This is a genomic window from Nostocoides vanveenii (assembly GCF_039531165.1).
In the GTDB taxonomy this organism is placed as follows: domain Bacteria; phylum Actinomycetota; class Actinomycetes; order Actinomycetales; family Dermatophilaceae; genus Nostocoides_A; species Nostocoides_A vanveenii.
In genome coordinates, this window is record NZ_BAAAPN010000017.1 from 38,255 (window position 1) to 62,991 (window position 24,737).

The following is a 24,737-nucleotide window of genomic DNA, read 5'->3' on the forward strand; positions in this document are numbered from 1 at the left end:
GAGGTTAGTTGGAGGCGGCCGGGCAGTAGTGTTCGCCCGTGAGCGAACCGACGCCGACCGCCAACCCGCTGGACGCCCCCGGGGCGGCCCCCTTCGCCATCGCCGCCGACGCCGCGGCGGTGATCGCCGAGTGCACGGGCGTCCCGAGTCACGACATCGCGCTGGTGCTCGGCTCGGGCTGGGGCGAGACCGCCGACCGCATCGGCGAGACGCTCGCGACGATCGAAAACACCGAGGTGCCCGGTTTCGCCAAGGCCGCGGTCGCCGGCCACAGCGGCACGATGCGCTCGGTCGCCATCGGTGACACCGGGCGCCGGGCCCTCGTCTACGGCACGCGCACCCATTTCTACGAGGGCCGGGGCGTGCGCGCCGTTGTGCACGGTGTGCGGACCGCCGCGGCTGCGGGCTGCCGCGCGATCGTCTTGACCAATGGCTGCGGCGGCCTGCGTCCGGAGTGGGCGCCCGGGACGCCGGTGCTCATCAGCGATCATCTCAACCTCACCGCGGCCTCGCCGTTGGAGGGTGCGACCTTCGTCGACCTGACCGACCTCTATTCGCCCCGGCTGCGGGCCCTCGCCAAGCAGGTCGACGCGAGCCTGGAGGAGGGCGTCTACGTGCAGTTCCGAGGCCCGCAATACGAGACACCGGCGGAAGTGCGCATGGCCAAGATCCTCGGCGGCGATCTGGTCGGCATGTCCACGACCCTCGAAGCGATCGCCGCGCGCCAGGCCGGGCTGGAGATCCTCGGCATCTCACTGGTGACAAACGCGGCCGCCGGCATCTCCGAAACGCCGCTCTCGCACGCCGAGGTCGTCGAGGCCGGCCAGGCAGCCGCCGCCCGCTGCGGCGACCTGCTCGCGCGCATCGTCACGACCATCTGATCGGTCGAACGAAGGGCGCGCCTGACTCAGAGAACCGCACCGATATCAGTCTGCGTGAAGTCCTGCCCTTGAACAGCAGCGGTGCGCCGCGTTGCGCAGCGCAGGCGTACGCCATCGCATCGCCGACGTTCAAGGCGGCCGTATGCCGGCCCTTGCCAAATCGCCGCCACGCTCGGTGGGCGGTGACGGCCTGATCCTCATCGAACGCCGCCACGTCAACTTCCAGGTCCGCCACAAGCGCATGCAAATCGTCCGCGGCGGCGTTCCCTTGACGGGCGGTCACGACGATCAACGCCTCAGTCAGGCTCGCGGCCGAGACTGCGGCCTCGGGCGCCGCGGCGTTCGCGTCGAGGAAGAGCTCGGCGTCGGACTCGCCGAGGATGATCGCCACCAGGGCGGATGAGTCGATCGCCACTAGCCCGGCAGCCCGTCGGCGTCGTAGCCCAAGTTTCGGATATAGAGCGCCATGCAGCCACCTTCCAAGGAAGAAGGGATCCTCGACAGGAAGAATTCGATGACGCCACCGGCGCAGGGGGCGCGTATGCCTGCGGGCTGCGCCGGCGGTCACCCCGATAAGGTCGGGCCACGCGCCGCACACCGTGACAAGGGAGCCAGTATGCCGTTCGCGCCCGCCTCCGATAGCCTCCTCGCCGCGGCCCGGGCCTGGGCCGCGGATGACCCGGATGCGCAGACGCGCACGGAACTGCTCGCGGTCATCGCCGATGCCGAAGCCGGATCCGAGAACGCCGGGTCGGACCTCGCGGACCGATTCGCGGGGATGCTCCAGTTCGGCACGGCCGGGCTACGCGGAGCCCTCGGCGCGGGCCCAAACCGGATGAACCGCGCCGTCGTGATCCGGGCGGCGGCGGGACTGACGGCCTACCTGCGCGAACGCACGCCCGAACCCTTTGTCGTCGTCGGCTTCGACGCGCGGATCAACTCCGACGTCTTCGCGCGGGACACGGCTGCGGTCGTCGTGGCGGCCGGCGGCCGCGCCGCCATCTTGCCGCGCCCGCTGCCCACGCCGGTCCTGGCGTATGCCATTCGCTTCCTCGGCGCGGACGCCGGCGTCATGGTCACGGCCAGCCACAACCCGCCGCAGGACAACGGCTACAAGGTCTACCTCGGCGACGGTTCTCAGATCGTCCCGCCCGCCGACGCCGAGATCGCCGCGCACATCGCGCAGGTCGAGGCCGTCGCGAGCGTTCCGCGGGCGGAGGACGGATGGGAGGCACTCGCCGACGACGTTCTCGACGCCTATGTGGCCGATGCCGTGCGCGTCGTCGATCCGGCGGCACCGCGGGAGGTGACTGTCGTCCATACGGCAATGCATGGTGTCGGCACCGAGACGATCCTGCGGTCTTTCGAGCACGCAGGCTTCGATGTCCCGATTCCTGTTGCGGCACAGGCGCAACCGGACCCGGCCTTCCCGACGGTGAACTTCCCCAATCCAGAAGAACCGGGGGCAATCGATCTGGCGATCGAACTTGCCGAGCAGACCGGCCCCGACCTGGTGATCGCCAACGACCCGGACGCCGACCGGTGCGCCGCGGCGATCCCGGGGCCGGGCGGGTGGCGAATGCTGCGTGGCGACGAGGTCGGCGCGCTCCTCGGAGCGCACATTTTGCGGCGCGGGGACGTGAGCGGACCGATGGCCAACTCCATCGTCTCCTCCCGGCTGCTAGCGGCGATGTGCTGGGCGGCCGGCGTGGAGCATGTCGAGACGTTGACGGGATTCAAGTGGATCGGCCGCGTGCCCGGCCTCGCCTTCGGCTACGAAGAGGCGCTCGGCTATTGCGTCGACTCCGCCCGGGTGCCCGACAAGGACGGCATCACGGCCGCTCTGATGCTCACCGAGCTCGCGGCGCGCCAAAAGGCAGCCGGCAGCGATCTGCAGGCGGTTCTCGACGCCCTCGCGATCGAGCACGGCGTCTATGCGACGGACGCCTTCTCGGTCCGCGTCGACAACCTCGCCCTCATCGACGCGATCATGGCGCGACTGCGCAGCGCCAGCCCGAGCGATGTCGCGGGCACGGCGGTTGCGCGCACCGACGATCTCGCGCAGGGCTCACCCGATCTGCCCCCGACCGAAGGCTTGCGCTACTACCTGGCCGACGACTCGCGCATCATCGTGCGGCCGTCAGGCACCGAGCCGAAGCTGAAGATCTACCTCGAAGTCATCGAACCCGTCGCCGGTTCGGACGACCTGATTCCCGCGCGCCGGCGCGCCGCCGACCGGCTCGCGGCTATCCGGGCAGACATGGAGAGCGCGACCACGCCGGCGTGATTTTCCGGTCGCGCGAGGGCCCTTTCCGCCGACGAGGAGGAACCGGCCACTCGACGAGGCTGAACCGGCCTCTCGACGGGGCTGAACCGGCCTCTCGACGGGGAAGGTCAGTGCCCCTGGGGGCGGCTGGGGTTGACGGCGTCGCTCACGGCCTTGACGAAGGTCGCGGAGTCACGGCTGCGGACGTAGGCCGCGACGCCGTCGTAGAAGCCCTGGGTGAACTTCGGGCTCATCGCCTCACCGTGCACGAGCGACGGCAACACTTCGCTGCTCCACAGCGCCTTCGACGCCGATTGCTCGTATGCGGGCAGGCTCGCCACATCGGCCGTCTTCAGGACCGGCACCGACCCCTTGATCGCACTGAACTTCACCGAGGTTGCCGGATCGGCGAGCGTGGCAAGGAAGGCCAGGGCGTTCTTGGCGTTCGGCGCGGTCGTGCCCGCGACGAAGACGTCGACGACCGCGAGATAGCTGCCATCGGTGCCGGGGTAGGCGACTTCGCCGACCGTGGTGTCGGTGCCGCCAGCCTTGACGATCTCGCCGTAGCCGGAGTCGTTCATCGTCAGGAAGCCACACTCGCCCCTGGCGAGCTTGCCCGCCGCCTGGTCCCAGGACTGGCTGTCGGCGGCGGTATCGGCATAGGACAAGACTTTGTCCAGGCCCGCAAAGGCGGCCTTGGCCGCCGTGCCGTTCCAATCGAATTTGTCGTCCTGGATCTGCCCCCACGCCTTGGGGCCGGCGGTCCCGAGCAGGATGTTCTCGAAGAGTTCGCCGGTGGTGAAGGCGTCTTTGCCGCCCAGGCACAGCGGTGTCGCGCCTTTGGCCTTGAGCTTCTCCAGATCGGCGAGGAAGGCCTTGGTGGTATAGGCCGCGGCGGGCGCAGAAACTCCGGCGGAGTCCAGGACCGCCTTGTTAAAGAAGAGGACGTTTTGGCGGTGGGCGCCGGTGGGCATCGCATACTGCTTGCCGTCGACCGTCACCCAGTCGAGGATGGTCGGCTGCATGGCCTCCTTGATCCCGCCGGTGGCAAAGACCGAGCTGACGTCGCGGATCGTCTTGGTGGAGGCGAAGGCCTCGGTCGCTGCGCCCGCAAAGGTCTGCCACACGTCGGGGGGATTGCCGGCCGCGAGCCGCTTGGCCAACTCCACTCGAGCATTCGCGCCGGCGCCGCCGGTGACCGAGGCGTTGGTGACCTGGACGCCGGAGTTGGCCGCGGCATACGCGTCGGTGAGGACTTTGAAGGCAGGCGCTTCGGAGGCGGAGGTCCACCAGGACATCACCTCGAGCTTGTCGGTGGCCTGAGTCGCGCTGGTCTCCTTGCCGGAGCATCCGGCGAGCGGAAGCGCGACGGACGCGACGAGGGCGAGAGGCAACAGGCGAGTCGATCGACGCATGGCACTCACGCTTCCGAGGCGAGGACGGCGGAGCCGCCGGGCGCCCTGAGGTCGTAGACGGCATACAGGGCGACCACCGCGAAGCAGGCAGCCGGGACAATGAAGGAGAAGGCGGCGCTTGTCTTGTCGATGAGGATGCCCTGAACCAGCGGCATGATGGCGCCGCCGACGATGGCCATGACCAGCCCAGCGGCACCGAACTTCGTGGCCGGGCCAAGCCCTTGCAAGGCGACGCCATAGATCGTTGGGAACATCAGCGAGAGGCAGAAGGAAATCGCCACCACGGCGACGACGCCCGCCATATTCGGCGAGATCATCGCGAACACGCAGAGCAGGACGGCCAAGAATCCCAGTGCCGCGAGAACCTTGGTCGCCCGGACGCGGCCGATCAGCCAGGTCATGAAGAAGCGCGAGGCGAGGAAGATCAGGAGGCTGATCTGCAGGAGATAACCGCCGAGAGCCAAGCTGCCGTTGATGGCCTGCTGGGCGTACTGGATGATGTACGTCCAGCAACACACCTGCGCGGCGACATTGAAGAATTGCGCAATCACCCCGAAGCGATAGCGCTTGCGCGACCACAGAACCTTCGCGATCGACTGATCCGCGGATAGTTCACCTTCGTCCGCAAACTCCTCCCTAATCGGCGGCGACTTCTGGAAGGCGATCGTCATCCAGATCATTACCAGTACGAGCGCGAGCCCGAGGTAGGGGCCCATCACCGCGCCAAGTTGACCGGCCCGGATCGTGTGCAGTTGCTCCGGGCTCAGCGCGGAGAGGTCGATCGGGTTGTCCTCGAGCTTGGGCAGGATGAGTGTGGCCGCCAGCAGGACGCCGATGTTGGTTCCCAGCGGGTTGAACGCCTGGGCGAAGTTCAGCCGACGGGTCGCGGTCGACTCCGGGCCGAGCGCGATGACATACGGGTTGGCCGACGTCTCCAGGATCGAGCAACCCGCAGCCATGGCGAAGAGCGCGACAAGGAAAGCCTCATAGGTCATGATCTTGCTCGCCGGATAGAAGCCGAAGGCGCCGATCGCCGCGAGCCCCAGCCCGCAGAGCAGGCCCGTCTTATAGCCCCACTTCTGGTTGATGAAGGCGGCCGGAATCGCCAGCAGGAAGTAGGCACCGAAATAGGCCAGTTGCACCAACGAGGCCTGGAAGGTGCTCATCTCGAAGATGCGTTTGAAGCCCGCGACCATGGGCGTCGTCAGGTCGGCGGCGACGCCCCACGCGGTGAAGCAGGCAACCAGCACGACGAACAGGACAAACATGCCCTGACCGACGAGTGGTTCCTTGCCCTTGGGTTCCGTCGCAGGCGGACGGGACTCGGCCTGACGTAGGTCGACGGATTCGCTCATGCATCCCCCTCGATGAAACCGGCACCGGTGTGACCTTGGGACACACCAGATTTGACGGGCTAAGCGCGAAACTAGACCCACCCGCGAAGAACTCGCAACCGCACACCCGATGTTGCCCACTCGCCCGCGCATCTGCCCGCACGCGCGCCGTGGAGCACACGCATTGGCCCTACCCGCCGGTACACTTGATCAGTGAATTCCCTTGCGCCCGACACCGCCGTCGACGCCACCGCCCGAGCCCGCGACCTGCTCGGCGTGAGCCGTCTGACCAACTCTGCCCTGACCACCTGGCTGCACGGGCTGCCGGGCGTCGATCAGGTCGGCTGTGAGGCCCGGGCCGCGAGCCTGGGCAGCCGCTCGATCAAGGCGGCCAGCAAGGCCTGGGCCATCGACACGGCCATCTCGATGATCGACCTGACCACCCTCGAGGGTGCGGACACTCCGGGCAAGGTGCGCGGTCTGGCCACCAAGGCGCTCGTGCCCGATCCGAGCGATCCGAGCACGCCGTCCCCGGCCGCCGTCTGCGTCTACGGCGACATGGTGGCGATCGCCAAGGACACCCTCGTCGGCAGCGGCGTCAAGGTTGCCGCCGCCGCGACCGCCTTCCCTAGTGGCCGAGCCAGTATGGCCGTGAAACTCGCCGACACCGCCGACGCGGTGGCCGCTGGCGCCGACGAGATCGACATGGTCATCGACCGCGGCGCCTTCCTCGCCGGCGACTATCTCCTCGTCTTCGACCAGATCGCCCAGGTCAAGGCCGCATGCGGCGCGGCTCGCCTGAAAGTGATCATGGAGACCGGCGAACTGGTCACCTATGACAATGTCCGGCGCGCCTCCTGGCTCTCGATGCTCGCGGGCGGGGACTTCATCAAGACCAGCACCGGCAAGATCTCCCCCGCTGCCACCTTGCCCGTGACGCTCATCATGCTCGAGGCGGTGCGCGACTGGCGCGCCCTGACCGGGGAGATGGTCGGGGTCAAGCCGGCCGGCGGGATCCGCACCAGCAAGGATGCCCTGAAGTTCCTCGTCGCCGTCAACGAGGTCGCGGGCGAGGACTGGCTCGAAAACCACTGGTTCCGCTTCGGTGCCTCCAGTTTGCTCAACGACCTACTCCTGCAACGCCAACGGCTAAGGACCGGGGCCTACTCGGGCAACGACTACGTCGCCGATGACTCCCCGAGCACGGCCTACTGAGGACGACTGACATGCCCAAATTCGAGTACGCCCCCGCGCCGGAATCCCGCGCGGTTGTCGACATCAAGAGCAGCTACGGGTTGTTCATCAACGGCAAATTCCTCGAGGCCACGGGGACGCCGTTCAAGACCATCAACCCCGCGACCGAAGAAGTCCTGGCCGATATCGCCGAGGCGAGCGAGGCCGATGTGGATGCCGCGGTCAAGGCCGCGCGGGCGGCATACACGCGGGTCTGGTCGACGATGAGCGGCACCGACCGGGGGAAATATCTCTTCCGCATCGCCCGCCTGCTGCAGGAACGCAGCCGCGAGTTCGCGGTGCTGGAGACCCTTGACAATGGCAAACCGATCCGCGAAAGCCGCGATGTCGACGTCCCCATTGCGGCCGCGCACTTCTTCTACCACGCCGGGTGGGCGGACAAATTGGCGTATGCCGGCCTGGCCGCCGGTGCTCGTCCGCATGGCGTTGTGGGGCAAGTGATTCCGTGGAACTTCCCGCTGCTCATGCTCGCGTGGAAGATCGCCCCCGCGCTCGCGACGGGCAACACCGTGGTGCTCAAGCCGGCCGAGACCACGCCCCTGACGGCGCTGCTCTTTGCCGAACTCTGCCAGCAGGCCGATTTGCCGCCCGGTGTCGTCAATATCGTCACCGGAGCGGGTGCGACCGGCCAGGCGATCGTCGACCATCCTGGCATCGACAAGATTGCCTTTACCGGCTCGACCGGCGTGGGCAAGATGATTGCGCGTTCGATCGCCGGCACCCGCAAGAAGGCCACCCTGGAACTCGGTGGCAAGGCGGCCAACATCATCTTCGACGACGCGCCGGTCGACCAGGCCATCGAGGGTATCGTCAACGGGATCTTCTTCAATCAAGGCCAAGTCTGTTGCGCCGGAAGCCGATTGCTCGTCCAGGAGTCGATCGCCGACGAGGTCGAGCGCAAGCTCAAGGCCCGGCTGGCAACCCTGCGGGTCGGCGACCCGATGGACAAGAACACCGACGTGGGCGCGATCAACAGCCGCCGCCAACTCGACCGGATCGCCGAGCTGAGCGCGGCCGGCGAGGCCGAGGGCGCGACCCGCTGGGACAACGGCTGCCCGCTCCCGAAGAATGGATTCTGGTTCCGCCCAACGGTTTTCACCGGTGTGACCCAGACCCACCGAATCGCGCAGGAGGAGATCTTCGGGCCGGTGCTCTCGGTGCTGACCTTCCGTACCCCCGGTGAGGCGGTCGCCAAGGCCAACAACACGCCATACGGGCTCTCGGCGGGGATCTGGACCGAGAAGGGGTCGCGGATTCTGTGGATGGCCGACCAGCTGCGGGCCGGCGTGGTGTGGGCCAATACCTTCAACAAGTTCGATCCGGCGAGTCCCTTCGGCGGATACAAAGAATCCGGATACGGCCGCGAGGGCGGGCGCCACGGGCTGGCCGCCTATGTCACGACAGGAGAGGCTGTATGAGCCGGGTGGAGGTCAAGAAGACCTACAAGCTCTACATCGGCGGTGCCTTCCCGCGCAGTGAGTCCGGGCGGTCGTATGAGGTGAGCGACAGCAAGGGCCGTTTCCTCGCCAACGCGGCGCTCGGGTCCCGTAAGGACGCCCGTGATGCGGTCGTCAAGGCGCGAAGCGCAGTGGCCGGTTGGTCGGGAGCTACCGCATACAACCGCGGTCAGGTGCTCTATCGCGTCGCCGAGGTCATGGAGTCGCGCAAGTCCCAGTTCGTCGAGGAGGTGCGTGCCGCCGAGGGACTGACAGCGGCGCGCGCGAGCGCCATCGTCGACACGGCGATCGACCGGTGGGTCTGGTATGCCGGGTGGGCCGACAAATTCCAGCAGGTGCTCGATGGTCTCAACCCGGTGACCGGACCGTTCTTCAATATTTCCGCCTCCGAGCCCACCGGGGTCGTGGCCGCCCTTGCGCCACAACGTAGTTCGCTACTCGGGCTGGTGAGCGTAATCGCGCCGATCGTGGTGTCGGGCAACACCGCGGTGGTCTTGACCAGCTACGAGCGGCCCATCCCGGCCATCACCCTCGCCGAGGCACTCGCCACGTCCGACGTGCCGGGCGGGGTCATCAATCTGATCACCGGCAATCCGGCAGAGATGGCGCCGTGGCTGGCGTCGCACCGCGATGTCAATGCCATCGACCTGACCGGCGTGGCGGACACCGAGATCGGCTGGGCCGAGCTCGAGCGCGCGTCCGCCGACAACCTCAAGCGCGTGGTCCGTCCGGCGATGGGCGCATCCGGCGCGGTCGAGCCGGACTTCACGATCGTCCCCGGCCTGCAGCGCCTCGAGGCCTTCCTGGAGACCAAGACCGTCTGGCACCCCAAGGGACGATAGGCCCGCAGTGACGAATGGCGATCTTCGGGCCCGCGTGGTGTTGTTGTCGGGGCCGTCCGGAGCCGGGAAGTCGCGGCTGGCGGGAAAGTTGCACACGGCATACGGCTGGCCCATCGTGCGACTGGACGACTTCTATCGCGACCACGACGACCCCCGGCTGCCGCACAGCGCGGCGCTCGGCGGCGCCGTCGACTGGGATCACTCCGACAGTTGGAATCGCGACGCGGCGGCAGCGGCCCTCGCCGAGCTCGTGGACACCGGGGTGACCCAGACACCGATCTACGACCTCGGCCAGAGCCGGACCGTGGGTCAGAGCGAAACCACATGCCGCCCAACCGATCTCATCCTCGCAGAGGGGATCTTTGCGGCGGAACTCGTCAGCCCGCTGCGCGAGTCCGGCCTCCTGCACAGCGCCTGGTGCGTGCGCAATCACCGGGTTCTGACGGCGGTCCGCCGGTTCGCGCGGGATCTGAAGGAGCGGCGCAAACCCCCACTCCTGCTCGCGCGCCGGGGCGTCGAACTGATGCGCCGAGAGCCCCGCGTGGTCGCACGAGCGCAGCGGCTCGGGGCAGCTCCTGCGACAGCCCGCGAAGTTGAGCGGAGCCTGACGCGCGGCTGATCCGACCGGTCAACCTACGATTGAGCCCGCGCCCGGGGGAACCGTCCCCCTGCCCAGGAGGATCCAACACCCATGACGACTACCCCAGTGTCTTCCGACGCGCCCGCGCGCGGCGAGCCGACCGTGCCCGTCCGGCTGCTCGCCGTCGGCGACATTATCGGCGGGGCCTTCCGCACCCTGATGCGCTCCCCAAAGACCTTCATCGGGATGCCGCTCCTCGCCTGCGCCGTGATCGCGGTCCCGGCGCTCGCGCTCTTCCTGCTGGCGGTGGGCGGCACCCGAGCCACCAACGGCAGCGGTGGCGCGGTGGTCGCGATCGCCATGCTCGCCGGGTTCCTGCTCTTCTTGTTCGCGGTCTACGTGCTTCTTCGCACCTACGGCGCGGTCACCATCGGCGCGTATCGCATCGCGCTGGGCGAGCGGCCCACCACCGGCCAGTTGTGGCGGGAGGCGAGCGGGATCGTCTGGCGGCTGATCGTCTTCGGGTTGCTGATCTCGGTGGCCCTCTTAGTCGTCGTTTTCCTGGTGGGCTTCGCCGCCTTCGCCTCGGCCAATGTGGACAGCAATGTCGCCGGGATCGTTGCCCTCCTCGCCTTCATCGCCGCCTTCCCGTTGATGATCTTCCTGAGCGTGAAGTTCATCTACTGCCTGCAAACCATGGCCATCGAAAAGGCCGATCCGGTTGCCGCGATCCGCCGCTCGTGGAGCCTGAGCCGCGGGTTCTGGTGGCCCACCTTCGGGCGACTGCTGATGCTCTACCTGATCGGCATTCCGGTCTCGCTCCTGAGCCAAGGGCTCATGGTGGCGCCGATGGCTGGCCTGACCCGCAGCGACGGCACCGTCAACCTGGCGGGCTTCAGCGTGACGCTGATCATCGCTGGCCTGCTCGCCGTCGCGGTCAACCTCCTCTATCAGGCGTTCAGCCAGGTCTATGTGACGATCATGTATCTCGACGCTCGCCGACGCGAGGGCGTCCCCGCGCAGGCCGCCGCGGGCTACCCGTATGCCGGTGGCCTCGCCTATCAGCAGACACCGTCGTCCGCTGGAGCGCCGCCGGCAACCGGTGCGCACTACGTCGGCCTGGTCGCCGTGGCCGGTGGCGTGACCTCCTATCCCAGCGCACCGATGAGCACCGAGTACCCGCCGGCACCACCGGCCTATCCCACGTCCACCGCACCGGGCGAGCCCTATCCGCCGGCGGGTCCGGTGTGGGCCCACACCCCATCGCCGGACACCACGAGGCCCGATCCGTCACTGCCGAGCGCCCCACCCACCGAGCCGATGCCGACCTTCGACGCGGGCGCATCCTTCGACTCCGGGTCAACGAGCTCGGACGGCGGATCCTCCTCCAGTTCGGACTGACCCCCAGCTATTACGACAGGTTGCGGGTCCGGGCCCGCAGCCGGGACTCGTTGATGGCCTGGCTGTGCAGCGTCAGCCAGATGCAGGCCACCGCGAGCGGCAACTCGATGAATGCCGCGCGGAGCAGCGCCTCCCAGCGTTCGCCGCGGCCGTGGCTGGTGACGACGTCGAACCACGCGTCCACCACCAGCAGGGAGGCGGTCGCCGACGCCAACGGCGGCAGCCACCGGCCGCCACGCCAGGCAGAGATGGCCACGGCCGCGAGCCCGAGGGTGAGGAGGACGTCGAACCCCGCCCAGGCCAGGTCATAGTTGACCGCGAGGCTGCGCTCCGGCAGGGACCAGGCCAGCCAGGCCGACCACGGAATCATCACGAGCACGCCGAGCGCGAACACCCATGTGACCAACAGCAGCGTGCGCCGGGCGTTGGGTGAGACGGGGCGCTCGGGAACGGTCACTGATGCAGCGTATGCGGGCTCGGTCGCCCGCACCGCGAAGACCACCCGCGAGGATTCGGCCCGCGACCGCCGCGGATCGGTGGCGCGTCAGCGCGTGAAGTGCACGCTCGCCGTGTTGCCGGGGCCGGGGATGGCCAGATTGATGATGTCGGTGGTGAGGAAGCCGCAGTTGCTGAACCTCGGGATCGTATAGGTGCCCGTCTCCCAATAGTCGTCGGACGTCCCCGGGCCGGTCCCCGTGGTGGGGAAGCGACCGTCGAGCGTCTGGGTGAAGGCGTGGACTTGCCGTAGTTGCCCACCATATTGATCGGCATGCCGAGCGGCTTGAGGCTGACGATCTGCAGGCCGACCGTCTGGGTGGTGTGCAGCGCCCAGTCCCAGCCGTCGAAGCTGATGTCGGTGCGCGACGTGCCCTGCGGGATGATCTTGATGGTCACATCCGCGAGCGGGAGGCTGCCGATCTTGAGTTGGGAGGTAGCCGGCGGGATCGCCGTTTCGCCGACGATGGTGCGTGCGTCGCTGTCGAGGACCCCGGTGAACTGACCGCGCGGGAAGGTCGTGGTCTGGTTGAGCTTCTTGATCGTCGAGGTCAGGTCGACGTTGGCGATCACATCGGCGGTCCACGCGTTGGCGGGCGCCGCCATCGGCACGGCGATTGCCCCGGCCAGAATCGCCGCAGCGGCCGAAAGACGCGCGGTCATACGCTGCGTGGGACGGGAGATAGCGGCCTCCGCAGGTATCGAGTACTCCGAGTACCCTCAGAACTTACCTCACGGTAGCCTCAGGTGCGAGAGGTTCCGGACACGGATCTCCCAGGCGGCGGATCAGCCCACACCGAGCGCGTGATACCCGGGCTTGATGACCTCGTCGATCAGCGCCAGCCGCTCGTCGAAGGGGATGAAGGCGGACTTCATCGCATTGATGGTCGCCCAGCGCAGATCGGCCAGCGACCAGCCAGCCTCCTCGACCAGATGCTGCATCTCGGCGCCAAGGGTGGTGTGCGACATCAGCCGGTTGTCGGTGTTGATCGTGACCCGGAAGCGCAGGTCTTTCAGCAGCGTGACCGGGTGCTCGGCGTAGGACGCGGCCGCACCGGTCTGCAGGTTAGAGGTCGGGCACATCTCCAGCGGAATCCGCGAGTCCCGCACGTATGCCGCGAGCCGCCCGAGCACCGGACGCTCACCCGTGACGTCGATATCGTCGACGATCCGCACGCCATGCCCGAGGCGGTCGGCTCCGCACCACTGGATCGCCTCCCAGATGCTCGGCAGGCCGAAGCCCTCACCGGCGTGGATGGTGAAGTGGGCATTCTCGCGCTGGAGGTATTCGAAGGCGTCCAAATGGCGCGAGGGCGGGTACCCGGCCTCGGCGCCGGCGATGTCGAAACCCGCCACACCGAGGTCGCGATAGCGCACCGCCAGCTCGGCGATCTCGCGGGATTTGGCGGCGTGCCGCATCGCCGTCAGCAAGGCGGCCATCCGGATGGGCTTGCCCTGCTCGGCAGCGAGCACCTCGCCCGCGCGGAAGCCGGCGTTGACGGTCTCGACGACCTCTTCGAGGCTCAGGCCGCCCTCGAGGTGCAGCTCCGGCGCGAAGCGGGACTCGGCATACACCACGCCGTCGGCGGCGAGGTCGAGCGCGCACTCCATGGCGATCCGGAAAAGCCCGTCGGTCGTCTGCATGACCGCGACGGTGTGGGCGAAAGTCTCCAGGTAGCGCTCGAGCGAACCGGAGTCGGCGCTGGTCCGGAACCACTCGCCCAACTCCGCCTCGGACTTCGCCGGCAGGGCGTCATACCCGGTCGCGTCGGCCAGTTCGATGACCGTCTGCGGGCGTACGCCGCCGTCGAGGTGGTCGTGCAGCAGCACCTTCGGGGCCGCAGCAATGTCGGGGCGCAGTTCCATCCGCACAGACTAGGGCTGCGCGTCGCGGTAGTCGGCAGCCGCGCTCAGGCGATCCGGTCGATGATCAACTCCGGCCGCTCACCCGCGGCCGCGCCGATCTCGATACCGCCCTCAAGAGCGGCCAGCGCCCGCTCGAAACGCTCCGGAGTGTCCGTATGCAGCGTCAACAGCGGCTCGCCTGCGCGCACCTCATCCCCCGGCTTGGCGTGCATCTCGATCCCCGAACCCGCCTGGACCGGGTCTTCCTTGCGGGCCCGCCCGGCACCCAGCCGCCACGCGGCGACGCCAACGGCATACGCATCGAGGGTGGTGAGCATGCCGTCGGCCGAAGCGTTGACGACGTGGGTCTCGCGGGCCACCGGGAGAGTGGCGTCCGGATCGCCGCCCTGCGCGGCGATCATCGCGCGCCAGGCATCCATCGCCCGGCCGTCGGTCAACGCCGCGCGCACGTCCTGGCCGCCGCGGCCCGCCGCGTCGAGCATCTCCTCGGCCAGGCGCACCGTCAGTTCGACGACATCCGCCGGACCGCCGCCGGCGAGCACCTCGACGGACTCACGCACCTCCAGGGCGTTGCCCGCGGTCAGGCCCAGCGGGGTGGACATATCCGTCAGCAGGGCAACGGTTTTGACGCCCGCGTCCGTGCCCAGGTCGACCATCGTGCGCGCCAACTCCCGCGCGTCCTCGACATTCTTCATGAACGCGCCGGAGCCGACCTTGACATCGAGCACCAACGCCCCGGTGCCTTCGGCGATCTTCTTGCTCATGATTGAGGAGGCGATCAGTGGGATGGCCTCGACGGTGCCGGTGACATCGCGCAGCGCGTAGAGTTTCTTGTCGGCGGGGGCGAGCCCGGAGCCGGCGGCGCAGATGACGGCGCCGACCTCCTCGAGCTGCGCGAGCATGGCCTCGTTCGACAGGTCGGCCCGCCAGCCCGCCACGGACTCCAGCTTGTCGAGCGTGCCGCCGGTGTGGCCGAGCCCCCGCCCCGACAGTTGCGGAACGGCGACGCCGAAGACGGCGACGAGCGGAGCGAGCGGGAGGGTGATCTTATCGCCCACCCCGCCGGTCGAGTGTTTGTCAGCGGTCGGGCGCGACAGGCCGGAGAAGTCCATGCGATCCCCGCTGGCGATCATGGCCGCCGTCCAGGTGGCGATCTCGCGCCGGTTCATCCCGTTGAGCAGGACGGCCATGGCCAGGGCCGACATCTGCTCGTCGGCCACCGTCCCCCGGGTGTAGGCATCGATGACCCATCGGATCTGCTCGTCGGACAACTCCTTGCGGTCGCGCTTGGCGACGATGACATCGACGGCATCGAAGGCTTCGCTCATCCCGGCATCATGGCAGAACCTTCGGCAGGCTCGACGCGTCCCAGGTCGTGACTACTACCTTCCATGCCGAATCCCGGATTGGTATACTTTTCGCATGTCGATTCAGATTACGGTTCGGCTGGATGAGCAACTCGTCGCCGGCGTCGATGCGCTCGTGAAATCGGGTCGGGCGAAATCGCGAGCTCAGGTGGTTGAGTCGGCGCTCGAGCGTGAGTTGCGACGCAGTCTCTATGCGGAGGAGGCGACGGTCCTGCGACGGAGCGCTTCGGATGCCGACCTTGACGCCCTCGCCGACTGGATGGTCGGCAAGTACCCCCAGGTCGATTGATGCACGCCATTCACGTCGTCCACCTCGACAAGGCTCGCCCAGCGATCGTCCTGACCCGGGATTCGGCGCGCCCGCTCCTGAGCAAGTGGACGGTCGCACCCATCACCAGCACGATTCGCGGCCTCGTCTCCGAAGTGCCGCTCGGCCGACGCAACGGGCTCGACCACGATTGCGTAGCGAGCGTTGACAATGTCGCGACCATCCCGGCAGTGGCTGTTGGTCGGCTGATCGGCTTCCTCGACGAGGACGACGAGCACGCGCTCACGACAGCACTGGCGCGCGCCTTCGACCTCATCTGACCGCCACGCTGTGCGCTTGTGGGGCATTCTGCCGCCCGCCACACCACGGTCGGCAGCCCTCTCACGCGCGTCGTCAACCAGAAGGCTACGCTCAAGCGCCGAGGCATGGCAGCCTGAGAACGCGTGCCGGGCAGCGGCCAGCACGAGCGCGATCTCGAGCCACGCCCGCGGGCCCCGGACCGGTGCTCGCCCATGGACTCAGCGGCCCGCCAGCCGCTCCAATTCCTCCGGCCCGAAGGCCTGAGGCAGCACGTCACGCATTGTCAGAACGCCTTCGGGGGTCATCAGCAGGCAGTCGGCGCCGCCGTTCTCCCACAGCAGTTGCCGGCAGCGGCCGCAGGGCATCAGGGCCTGGCCGTCCGCGCCGACGCAATAGACAGCCGCGAACGTCCCGCCACCGCCCATGTGCAGCGCGGACACCAGCCCGCACTCCGCGCAGAGCGCGACCCCGTATGCCGCGTTCTCGACATTGCAGCCGGCATACGTCCGGCCGTCGGTGGTAATGCCGGCGACGCCGACCGGGAAGCGCGAATACGGGCAGTACGCACGCTCCATCGCGGCCACCGCCGCAACTCGCAGCGCCTCCCAGTCGATGTCTGCGGGCGACATCCGCGTCTCCTGATCTGTGTGTGGGATGCGCGCTCGGGGTCCCGCGAAGTATGGAGCGAGGCACGAGCGGAAACTTCGTGGGGTGGGTTAGTGTCCGCTGCCCTTGCGATAGATCTGGCCATCCGCGGCCGGCATCCGCAGACGCTGCGAGGCGAAGGCCAGGACCAGCAAGGTGGTGACATAGGGCGCGGTGCCGGCGAGCTCGGCTGCGACGGTGTCGGTGGTGACGTACCACCACGCGGTCAGCGCGGCCACGGCGATAGCGAAGCCACCTTGGACGTATGCCGATCGCTTGACGATCTGATAGACCCCCACCAGCAGTAAGAGCACGGCAAAGGCCAGGAGGAAGGCGTGCACACTCGCCCCACCCGCACGCAACCGGATCGCATCGGTGTAGCCGAAGAGCGCCGAGCCGGCCAGCAGGCCGCCAGGTCGCCAGTTACCGAAGATCATCGCGGCGAGGCCGATGAAGCCGCGCCCCCCGGTCTGCCCGTCGCGGTAGAGGTTGGAGGCGACCAGTGACAAGAAGGCGCCACCGAGGCCCGCCAACGCACCAGAGACGAGCACGCCGATGAACTTGTAGCGATAGACGTTGACACCGAGTGACTCGGCAGCCGCGGGTGACTCACCGACCGACCGCAGGCGCAGACCGAAGGCGGTGCGCCAGAGGACCCAGTAGGTCAGCACGAAGAGCGCACTGGCCAAGATCGTTACCACCGAGACGCCGGTGGTCAGGCCCCGCACGATGCCGGCCAGGTCGGAGACGACAAAGATGTGCTTGCGCTCTAGCGTCAGCAAGGGATCGCCGATAAAGGGCACCGAGAGGTTCGGTGGCTGATCCAGCGGCGGCGACTGGGTCGGGCCGCCGCCGGGCAGGTCGGAGAAGAAGCGCGAGGCGAGATACTTCGCCGCCCCGACGCCCATGACGTTGAGCGCGACACCGGAGACGATGTGGTCGACGCCGAAATAGACAGTGGCGATGGCGTGGATCAGGCCACCCACCAGGCCACCGAGGGCACCCCCGAGGATGCCCATCCACGGGCCCATGTGGTAGGCGAAGAAGGCCGCAGACCAGGTGCCCAGGATCATCATGCCTTCGAGGCCGATGTTGACGACACCGGCCCGCTCCGACCACAGGCCACCAAGACCGGCGAGCGCGATCGGGACGGCCAGACCGAAGGCGGCGGCTACGGCTCCGGAGGAGTCGAGGTCATTGGCGCCGGTGATCACCCGCAGCAGGGAGATCAACAGGATCGAGCCGATGATGATCAACGCCCACTTGCGGACATCGACCCCTCGCTCGCTCTCGTGGTCGACCGCGGTCGACCGATGCGTCGTCGGGGCGCTCATGCCACGGCTCCTTCCACCGGACGGCCGCGCGTCGCGGCCAGTTCGCGGGCGACCTTGGCCTGTTCGAGCCGGATATCGAGCCGGCGCACGCCTTCATACGCGATGACGACGGCGAACAAGATGATGCCCTGGATGATGTTGACCAGTTCGGGGGCGACCCCGGCCCGGATCTGCAGGCCATTGCTCTGGGTGTCGAGGTAGCTCCACAGCAAGGCGGCAAAGGCGATGCCGATCGCGTTGTTGCGGCCGAGCAGGGCGATGCCGATGCCGGCGAAGCCAAGGCCTGCTTGGAAGGTCGTGCCATACGAGTGGTCTTGACCGAAGAGCAAGGGCATCCCGACCAGGCCGGCGAGGGCGCCCGAGGCGATCATCGAGGTCATCACCATTCGCTGGACGTTGACCCCGCTGGCCACGGCCGCGGACTCCGACCGACCGGTCGCCCGCAGGTCGAAACCGAAGCGCGTCTTGCCCAGCACGAACCAATAGAGGAAGCCGACGATGACTGCCAGCAGCAGCATCGAGTAGACCCGGTTGGTCGCGCCCGGGATCAACTTCCAGCCCTCCAGCTGGGAGGACTCGGGGATGGTCTTGGTGCCGATCGCATTCGAGCCCTTGGTCCGCACGGCGACCTTGAGCAACATCCACTGCACGACGCCGGTGGCGATCGCGTTGAGCATGATCGTCGAGATCACTTCGCTGACACCGCGCTTGACCTTGAGGTATGCGGCGATGCTCGCCCACAGCCCGCCCGCCACCATCGCGACGACGATCGTGACCAGGACGTTGAGCATTCCGGGGAACCACGCCTGGCCGGCGAACACGGCACCCGCGAAGGCCGCCACGCGGTATTGGCCGTCGACACCGATATTGAACAGATTCATCCGGAAGCCGACGGCGACGGCGATCGCCGAAAGGTAGAGGACGATGGCGCCGTTGACGATATTGGTGATCTGACGCGGCTTCGGCTTGCTGAGCATGGTGATCCACACGTCGCGCACGGGGTCGCCGAGCGCGAAGAGCACGAGGGACGTCAGGATCACGGCGACCAGGAGCGCGGCGATCGGCGCGCCGATCGACAACAGGATCCGGCGCACATCGAGCCTCTTCATCGGTCCTGCTCCTTGCGCTGCTCGGCGGGCCGGTCGGCGGGGGAATCCTGGGGGGTGTCGGCAGCCGCACCGGTCATGGCCGAGCCGAGGTCCTGGCTGGTAACCGAATCAGGGTCGAATTCGCCCGTCAACTTGCCGCGCAAGATGACCCGGATAGTGTCGGACAGCCCGATCAGTTCATCGAGGTCGGCGCTGATCAACAGCACCCCGAGCCCGTCGCGCCGGGCGGCGCGGATCAGGTCCCAGATCGCGGCCTGGGCACCGACGTCGACGCCGCGGGTCGGGTGGGAGGCGATGAGCACCTTGGGGTTGTGGCTCATCTCGCGGCCGACGATCAGCTTTTGCTGGTTGCCGCCGGAGAGCGAGCCGGCCGTGACGAAGATCGAGGGGGTGCGCACGTCATACTCGCGCACGATGCGTTGGGTGTCCTGCTTGGCTCCTCGGGCGTCGATCAACGCGCCCTTGACATTCGGGCTTTCGGTCTGGTGGCCGAGAATCCGGTTCTCCCACAAGGGCGCCTCGAGCAGTAGCCCGTGCCGGTGCCGGTCCTCGGGGATATAGCCGACCCCGGCCTCGCGGATCTGGCGCACCCCCCAGTCGGAGATGTCGGTGTCACCAAGGAAGACCAGACCGGCCGTGGGCTCGCGCATGCCCATGATGACCTCGACCAACTCGGCCTGTCCGTTGCCCTCGACGCCGGCAATGCCGACGATCTCGCCGGCGTGGATGTCGAGGTCGATATCGCTGAGCAGATCGCGGGATTCCCCGGCGAGGGTCAGGTCGCGCAGCCGTAGCACCACGCGGTCGGTGACCGTTGATTCGCTGGTGGCGGGCGTGGGCAACTCGGAGCCCACCATCAGCTCGGCGAGCTGGCGGGCGTTGACGGTCTTTGGGTCGACCGAGGCGACGGTGGTGCCGCGCCGGATGACGGTGATGTCGTCGGCGACAGACAAGACCTCATCGAGCTTGTGCGAGATGAAGAGCACGGTCAGGCCTTCGGCCTTCAGTTCACGCAGGTTGTCGAACAGCTCGTCGACCTCCTGGGGGACGAGCACGGCGGTCGGCTCGTCCAGGATGAGAATCTTGGCGCCGCGATAGAGGACCTTGAGGATCTCCACCCGCTGCCGGTCCCCGACCCCGAGGTCGGCGACCAGATCGTCGGGGTCGACATAGAGGCCGTATTCCTGCGCGATCCGCGTGATCTCGCGCCGGGCGTTGCCGCCGATGCCGTGGAGGTTTTCGGCGCCGAGGACGACGTTCTCGAGAACGGTGAGATTGTCGGCGAGCATGAAATGCTGGAAAACCATGCCGATTCCGGACTTGATCGCATCGGACGGGCTGTGGAGATTGACCTCCTGCCCGTTGACCTTGATGGTTCCTTCGTCTTGGCGCTGCACGCCATAGAGGATCTTCATCAGGGTGGATTTGCCCGCGCCATTCTCGCCGACGAGGGCGTGCACGGTGCCGCGGCGGACCCGGAAGCTGATGTCCTTGTTGGCCACGACGCCCGGGAAGCGTTTGGTGATCCCGGTGACTTCGACGGCCAGGTCGCCCGCGTGGGACGAGATCGTCGCGTTCGCGGTGATGGCGAACCTCCTTCACAGACGCATGGCCACCGCCGTTGGCGACCCGGGAGAGAAAGGGCCGAGGCCCGGGTGCACGCTACCGCGTGACCCGGGCCTCGGGACTGAGCCTTGGCCGATCGACCGGAAAATTTGCGGTCATCGACCCGGGACGGACTACTTGACGGTGTCCGGGACCGTGATCTCGCCGGAGATGATCTTGGCGGAGTAGTCGTCGAGCTTGCTCTTGATGTCGTCGATGTGCCCACCGGTCGTGGAGTAGCCCACACCGCCTGCCTTGAGGTCGTAGACGATATTGCCGGCTGCTTCCTCGCCGCCGACGGCCTTCTTCAGGTAGTCGTAGACCGCGACATCGACCTTCTTGAGCATCGAGGTCAGGATCACATCGCGCACGCCCTGCTCGGCCGTCAGGGCCTGGTCGGAGTCGACACCGATCGCCCACGCGTTGGCCGCCTTGGCCGCGGTGAAAACGCCACCACCGGAGCCACCGGCCGCGTGGTAGACGACATCCGCGCCACCCTGGAACATGCCGTCGGCCGCGGTCTTGCCCTTGGCCGGGTCACCGAAGCCGCTGAAGTCCGGCGGCTGGGTCAGGTAGGTCGAGTCGATCTTGATCTTGGGATTGACCGCCTTGGCGCCCGCGTCGTAGCCCGCCTCGAACTTGTTGATGAGTGGCACGTTGACGCCACCGACGAAGCCGATGTGGCCGGTCTTGCTCTTCAGGGCGGCAGCCGCGCCGACGAGGAAGGAGCCTTCGTTCTCGGCGAAGGTCAGCTGGGCCACATTGTCGCCCTTGGAGGCGTCGGAAGCGTCGTCGATGATCGCGAAGTGGACGTCGGGGTTCTCCTTGGCCACCTTGCCCAGCGCCGGGGCATACGCGAAGCCGACGGCGATGATGTTGGTGTAGCCGGCGTCGACCAGCTGGTTGAGGCGCTCCTCGCGGGCGGCGTCGTTCTCGCCGTTGACCGCGGTGGCCTCCTTGACGTCGAGGCCGAACTCGGCCTTGGCCTTGTCCAAGCCCGCTGCGGCGGCGTCGTTGAAGGACTGGTCACCGCGACCGCCCACGTCATACGCCATACCGACCTTGACGTCGGACGCGGCGGGCGCGCTCGCGGACGTGGTCTCGCTGGAGCTGGCGGAGGCCGAGGACCCGCCCGACGCACTCGTGGTGCTCGACTCCTTGCTGGTGCTGCTTCCACATGCGGCGAGGGCCAGGGTGCTGGCCGTCATCACCGCGGCAACCTTCATCATCTGACGCAAGATGCTCTCCCTATCTTTCCTTTGATCCGAAGGCGCCACTGCGCCAACCGATAGCGAAGCTTAACCGGGCGTGGTTACCGGCCCGTACACCTATGCGTGAACGCGCGCAACCGTTACGAAGTCGCGACCGGAGACCCGGCCGTATGCCGTGCGATCGCCTCGAGCGCGGTCGCCGCGAGCAGCGTCGCGCCGGCCGGGATGGCTGCCTCGTCGACGATCAGGTCGCCCTGGTGAAGGTCGTAGGTGCGCCCGCCGGGGGCCCGCGTGCCGAGCCGGGCCATGGCGCCGGGCGCCTTGTGCAGGAACCAGGCGAAGTCCTCGCCGCCCATGGACTGTGCCGTCGGAACGGGGGTCAGCCCGACCTGCTGGGCAGCCGCGCGCAGGTCGGCGATGCCGTCTGCGGTGTTGACCACCGGGGGCACGCCGGGCGTGTGCACGAACTCGACACCCACGCCGTAGGGCGCGGTGACATCGTCGACGATCTCTTTCAGGATCGGCCCGAGGCCCGCCCAGACGGCCGCGTCGAGCACGCGAAGGGTGCCCTGTGCCTCACCGGATGAGGGAATGACATTGCCCGCTGCACCGGCGTGCACCTGGCCCCAGACGATCAGCGCCGCGGCACGGGGGTCCACCTTGCGAGAGAGCACCGCGGGCACCTCGGTGATCACCTTCGCCAGGGCGTAGGTCAAGTCCTCGGTCAGGTGCGGCCGCGAGGTATGCCCGCCCCGGCCGGTGAGCTTGATGTGGATGCCGTCGGCCGCCGCGGTGACCGCCCCGTCGCGCAACCCCACCTGGCCCACATCGATGCTGGGGTCGCAGTGCAGGGCGTAGGCCGCGGTCACCCCGTCGAGATAACCCTCGTCGATGACCTGCTCGGCCCCACCGGGGATGGACTCCTCGGCCGGCTGGAAGACCAGGCGGACAGCTGCCCCAGCGGCGGCCAGGCTCCCGGCCTGCTCAGTGAGAGCCAGACCGGCGCCGATCAGCGCGGTGATGTGCACATCGTGGCCGCAGGCGTGGCAGGTGCCGGGGCTGCCGGACGCCCAGTCCAGGCCGGTGCGCTCGCGCACGGGAAGGGCGTCGATGTCGGCGCGCAGGGCGACCCGCACGGTGGGATTGCCCGCACCGATGTCGGCAACCAAGCCGGTGGTCTGCAGGCGCCGGGTGGAAATGCCGGCCTCGGTGAGCACCTGCTCGATCACGGCCGTGGTGCGGTGTTCCTGCCAGCTCAACTCCGGGTGGGAGTGAATGTCCCGGCGGATGGCGAGAAGCTCGGGCAGGCGCGTGGCGACGCTAGCGCGCAGCGCGGCATACGGGGATTCCATGATGTCGTCAGTCTAGGGGCAGTCGTCGAGCCCCCGAACCCCGGCGCAAAGGGATCAGCGGCCGCCTCGACCCGCTCGGACGAGGCGGCCGACAAGACCGACCGATGCCATCGCGCCAGCCCCGAGCACGGCACCGGCGGCCACCGAGACGCGGTCGGCGTCGCGCCGGCCGAATGTCGGCAACCCCAGGGCGGCGCGCGCCGCCGGGTTTTCGGGCAAGACCGAGCCCAAACCCGGACCAGCCGCAGCGGCGCCTGCGCTGCCAGCGGCGACCGCTTGGGACCGCGTCATCGGCCCTTCGGTGAGCTTGCGCCGCTCCCCCTCGCTGACTGTCGCGGCCGCTGCATTGCGCGAGTCCAAGTCATTGGCCGCCCACGAGGCCGACAAGAGCATCACCTGGGAGATGAAGTTCATGAAAACCAGCAGACCGACCGCGACGGCGACCGACGCGAGCAATGGATTGCTCGTCGCATTGGCGATCAGGCGGGAGGCGAAGGTCTGGATGATGGTCATACCCACGCCGCCGAAGATCGCGCCATTGCGCAGTCCGGCCCAGGGCAGGTCCACGCCGGACAGGACGCGCAGCATCAGCGCCACCAGGAGCGTGTTGGCCAGCACCGAGGCCAGGAGCCCGACGACGGTCACCACCCACGCCTGGTCCCCGATGCCGATCCACGAGGCAAAGGTGGAGGCCACGGCATTGGCGATGGTGTTCACGGCGGCCGCTACGACGACGCCGACGCCGAGCAGAAGGAGCACCCCGAACTTGCGCAGCAGCACCAGCGCGAAATTGCCGCCGGGATCCTGGGTGCCGAAGATCTGACGGATGCCCGAGCGCAGGGCGCCGAGCCAGCCCATGCCCGCCCAGATCAGGCCGACGAACCCGACAATCGCCGTCACGCTCAGGGCGGCGCCGCTGGGGGCGGAGATGGGGATGATGCCGTTCTTGCCGTTGGCGTCCTGGACGAAGCCGGGCAGTTGCCCGTTGATGGCGTCGCGGATCTGGTCGAGGATCTCGGGGTTGTTGCGCAGCACCAGGCCGAAGACGGTGAACGCCAAGGCGACCGCGGGGAAGATCGAGAAGAAGGCGAAATAGGCGACGCCGCCCGCGAGCAGGCTGCCGTTGGCCTTGCTGTAGCGCTGGTAGGCCCGCATAGGCGCCCAGGCCTGAACCCGCGCCCACACCTTCTTGATCGCGTCCATCGCCGCTCCTTCTCTACGGCGCCGTCTGCCGCCTCAGTTCGAAGGCGACCACCGGTCGCCAGATCTCGTCGGCACCATGGTGGTAGAGATGGACGGCCCGAGCGACGAAAGCACCCGTGAAAGTTGCCAGCCCGGCCTCGGCGGCGTCGAGTTGGGCCTCGCTGACGTGGTGGGCGATGGTGACGTGCGGGTGGTAGTCGAAGTCGAGCGGCCGCTCGATCGGACCGGAGCGGATCGCCTGCTCCATTCGGGCGCACTCGTCCATACCCCGGGTCACTCGGACGAAGACGACCGGCGAGACCGGGCGGAAGGTCCCCGTCCCGGTCAGTTCGACGGTAAACGCGTCCGCAGCCGCGGCAACCGCGGCGCAGTGGGCCTCGACCACCGCTAGCTCATCCTCGGCGACCTCGGTGGGTGGCAGCAGGGTGATGTGGGGCGGGATGGCATACGCCAAGGGGTCGCCGAAATGCTCGCGGCGCTCCTGCAGATAACTACCGAACGGCTCGGGGATGTCGACAGCAACACCGATCGTGGGCATGGAGAAGGAGGTTA

At 68.0% G+C, this 24,737-nt stretch carries 24 protein-coding genes; 9 read left to right on the forward strand and 15 right to left on the reverse strand.

Annotated features, from left to right (window positions below; genetic code table 11):
• Window positions 1–38 precede the first annotated feature (38 nt).
• Window positions 39–881: a purine-nucleoside phosphorylase gene (locus tag ABD209_RS03115; RefSeq protein WP_344061968.1), complete on the forward strand. Its 843-nt coding sequence runs from the start codon at window positions 39–41 to the stop codon at window positions 879–881.
• Here the strand turns inward: ABD209_RS03115 and ABD209_RS03120 are convergent.
• The gene (locus ABD209_RS03120) at window positions 868–1,296 is read right to left on the reverse strand and encodes a type II toxin-antitoxin system VapC family toxin (RefSeq protein ID WP_344061971.1); all 429 of its coding nucleotides are present in this window, start codon (window positions 1,294–1,296) and stop codon (window positions 868–870) included. The genes ABD209_RS03115 and ABD209_RS03120 overlap by 14 nt on opposite strands.
• Window positions 1,297–1,497: 201 nt before the next feature.
• On the opposite strand from ABD209_RS03120, the gene ABD209_RS03125 reads away from it, so the two are divergent.
• A complete protein-coding gene (locus ABD209_RS03125) occupies window positions 1,498–3,168 on the forward strand; it encodes a phospho-sugar mutase (protein WP_344061974.1) in 1,671 nt (556 codons plus the stop codon).
• A 107-nt stretch (window positions 3,169–3,275) separates the two neighbouring features.
• On the opposite strand, the gene ABD209_RS03130 is transcribed toward ABD209_RS03125, so the two are convergent.
• Window positions 3,276–4,562: an ABC transporter substrate-binding protein gene (locus ABD209_RS03130; RefSeq protein WP_344061977.1), complete on the reverse strand. Its 1,287-nt coding sequence runs from the start codon at window positions 4,560–4,562 to the stop codon at window positions 3,276–3,278.
• A gap of 5 nt (window positions 4,563–4,567) precedes the next feature.
• On the reverse strand, window positions 4,568–5,917 hold the full coding sequence (gene fucP, locus ABD209_RS03135; RefSeq protein WP_344061980.1) for an L-fucose:H+ symporter permease: 1,350 nt from the start codon (window positions 5,915–5,917) through the stop codon (window positions 4,568–4,570).
• A 192-nt stretch (window positions 5,918–6,109) separates the two neighbouring features.
• On the opposite strand from fucP, the gene deoC reads away from it, so the two are divergent.
• The 5 genes from deoC to ABD209_RS03160 all read left to right on the forward strand — a co-directional run bounded on the left by deoC (window position 6,110) and on the right by ABD209_RS03160 (window position 11,430).
• Complete coding sequence (gene deoC, locus ABD209_RS03140) at window positions 6,110–7,111, forward strand: deoxyribose-phosphate aldolase (protein ID WP_344061983.1); 1,002 nt, start codon at window positions 6,110–6,112, stop codon at window positions 7,109–7,111.
• Window positions 7,112–7,122: 11 nt separating this feature from the next.
• Window positions 7,123–8,568: an aldehyde dehydrogenase family protein gene (locus tag ABD209_RS03145; protein ID WP_344061987.1), complete on the forward strand. Its 1,446-nt coding sequence runs from the start codon at window positions 7,123–7,125 to the stop codon at window positions 8,566–8,568.
• Entirely contained in the window at window positions 8,565–9,449 is an 885-nt protein-coding gene (locus ABD209_RS03150; protein ID WP_344061990.1) for an aldehyde dehydrogenase family protein, read from the forward strand. The genes ABD209_RS03145 and ABD209_RS03150 overlap by 4 nt, the downstream gene beginning before the upstream one ends.
• Before the next feature lie 7 nt (window positions 9,450–9,456).
• Window positions 9,457–10,068 carry an ATP-binding protein gene (locus tag ABD209_RS03155; protein WP_344061993.1) on the forward strand — a complete coding sequence of 204 codons (612 nt, stop codon included), beginning with the start codon at window positions 9,457–9,459 and terminating at the stop codon, window positions 10,066–10,068.
• Between the two features lie 72 nt (window positions 10,069–10,140).
• Window positions 10,141–11,430, forward strand: a complete 1,290-nt coding sequence (locus tag ABD209_RS03160) for a DUF7847 domain-containing protein (RefSeq protein ID WP_344061996.1) — start codon at window positions 10,141–10,143, stop codon at window positions 11,428–11,430.
• Between the two features lie 10 nt (window positions 11,431–11,440).
• Here the strand turns inward: ABD209_RS03160 and ABD209_RS03165 are convergent, their stop codons facing one another.
• The 4 genes from ABD209_RS03165 to ABD209_RS03180 all read right to left on the reverse strand — a co-directional run bounded on the left by ABD209_RS03165 (window position 11,441) and on the right by ABD209_RS03180 (window position 15,119).
• Window positions 11,441–11,887 carry a hypothetical protein gene (locus ABD209_RS03165; RefSeq protein WP_344061999.1) on the reverse strand — a complete coding sequence of 149 codons (447 nt, stop codon included), beginning with the start codon at window positions 11,885–11,887 and terminating at the stop codon, window positions 11,441–11,443.
• Window positions 11,884–12,588 carry a hypothetical protein gene (locus ABD209_RS03170; RefSeq protein WP_344062002.1) on the reverse strand — a complete coding sequence of 235 codons (705 nt, stop codon included), beginning with the start codon at window positions 12,586–12,588 and terminating at the stop codon, window positions 11,884–11,886. The genes ABD209_RS03165 and ABD209_RS03170 overlap by 4 nt, the downstream gene beginning before the upstream one ends.
• A gap of 123 nt (window positions 12,589–12,711) precedes the next feature.
• The gene (locus ABD209_RS03175; RefSeq protein WP_344062005.1) at window positions 12,712–13,791 is read right to left on the reverse strand and encodes an adenosine deaminase; all 1,080 of its coding nucleotides are present in this window, start codon (window positions 13,789–13,791) and stop codon (window positions 12,712–12,714) included.
• A gap of 44 nt (window positions 13,792–13,835) precedes the next feature.
• On the reverse strand, window positions 13,836–15,119 hold the full coding sequence (locus ABD209_RS03180) for a thymidine phosphorylase (protein ID WP_344062008.1): 1,284 nt from the start codon (window positions 15,117–15,119) through the stop codon (window positions 13,836–13,838).
• Between the two features lie 94 nt (window positions 15,120–15,213).
• Here ABD209_RS03180 and ABD209_RS03185 point away from each other — a divergent pair, with 94 nt between their 5' ends.
• Entirely contained in the window at window positions 15,214–15,447 is a 234-nt protein-coding gene (locus ABD209_RS03185; protein ID WP_344062011.1) for a ribbon-helix-helix domain-containing protein, read from the forward strand.
• On the forward strand, window positions 15,447–15,746 hold the full coding sequence (locus ABD209_RS03190) for a type II toxin-antitoxin system PemK/MazF family toxin (protein WP_324385724.1): 300 nt from the start codon (window positions 15,447–15,449) through the stop codon (window positions 15,744–15,746). Before ABD209_RS03185 ends, ABD209_RS03190 begins: the two co-directional genes overlap by 1 nt.
• A 198-nt stretch (window positions 15,747–15,944) precedes the next feature.
• Here the strand turns inward: ABD209_RS03190 and ABD209_RS03195 are convergent, their stop codons facing one another.
• From ABD209_RS03195 to ABD209_RS03230, 8 genes are all read right to left on the reverse strand, one after another.
• On the reverse strand, window positions 15,945–16,355 hold the full coding sequence (locus ABD209_RS03195; RefSeq protein WP_324385723.1) for a cytidine deaminase: 411 nt from the start codon (window positions 16,353–16,355) through the stop codon (window positions 15,945–15,947).
• 87 nt (window positions 16,356–16,442) lie between these two features.
• Window positions 16,443–17,705 carry an ABC transporter permease gene (locus ABD209_RS03200; RefSeq protein ID WP_344062015.1) on the reverse strand — a complete coding sequence of 421 codons (1,263 nt, stop codon included), beginning with the start codon at window positions 17,703–17,705 and terminating at the stop codon, window positions 16,443–16,445.
• The gene (locus tag ABD209_RS03205; RefSeq protein WP_344062018.1) at window positions 17,702–18,814 is read right to left on the reverse strand and encodes an ABC transporter permease; all 1,113 of its coding nucleotides are present in this window, start codon (window positions 18,812–18,814) and stop codon (window positions 17,702–17,704) included. Before ABD209_RS03205 ends, ABD209_RS03200 begins: the two co-directional genes overlap by 4 nt.
• A complete protein-coding gene (locus tag ABD209_RS03210; protein ID WP_344062021.1) occupies window positions 18,811–20,316 on the reverse strand; it encodes an ABC transporter ATP-binding protein in 1,506 nt (501 codons plus the stop codon). Before ABD209_RS03210 ends, ABD209_RS03205 begins: the two co-directional genes overlap by 4 nt.
• A 237-nt stretch (window positions 20,317–20,553) precedes the next feature.
• Entirely contained in the window at window positions 20,554–21,627 is a 1,074-nt protein-coding gene (locus tag ABD209_RS03215) for a BMP family lipoprotein (RefSeq protein ID WP_344062024.1), read from the reverse strand.
• A gap of 143 nt (window positions 21,628–21,770) precedes the next feature.
• On the reverse strand, window positions 21,771–22,982 hold the full coding sequence (locus ABD209_RS03220) for an amidohydrolase (RefSeq protein ID WP_344062027.1): 1,212 nt from the start codon (window positions 22,980–22,982) through the stop codon (window positions 21,771–21,773).
• A gap of 54 nt (window positions 22,983–23,036) precedes the next feature.
• Window positions 23,037–24,185 (reverse strand): YihY/virulence factor BrkB family protein, encoded by a 1,149-nt coding sequence (locus ABD209_RS03225; protein ID WP_344062030.1) that lies wholly within the window; start codon window positions 24,183–24,185, stop codon window positions 23,037–23,039.
• Between the two features lie 13 nt (window positions 24,186–24,198).
• Entirely contained in the window at window positions 24,199–24,723 is a 525-nt protein-coding gene (locus ABD209_RS03230) for a 2'-5' RNA ligase family protein (protein ID WP_344062033.1), read from the reverse strand.
• Between the last annotated feature and the right edge of the window lie 14 nt (window positions 24,724–24,737).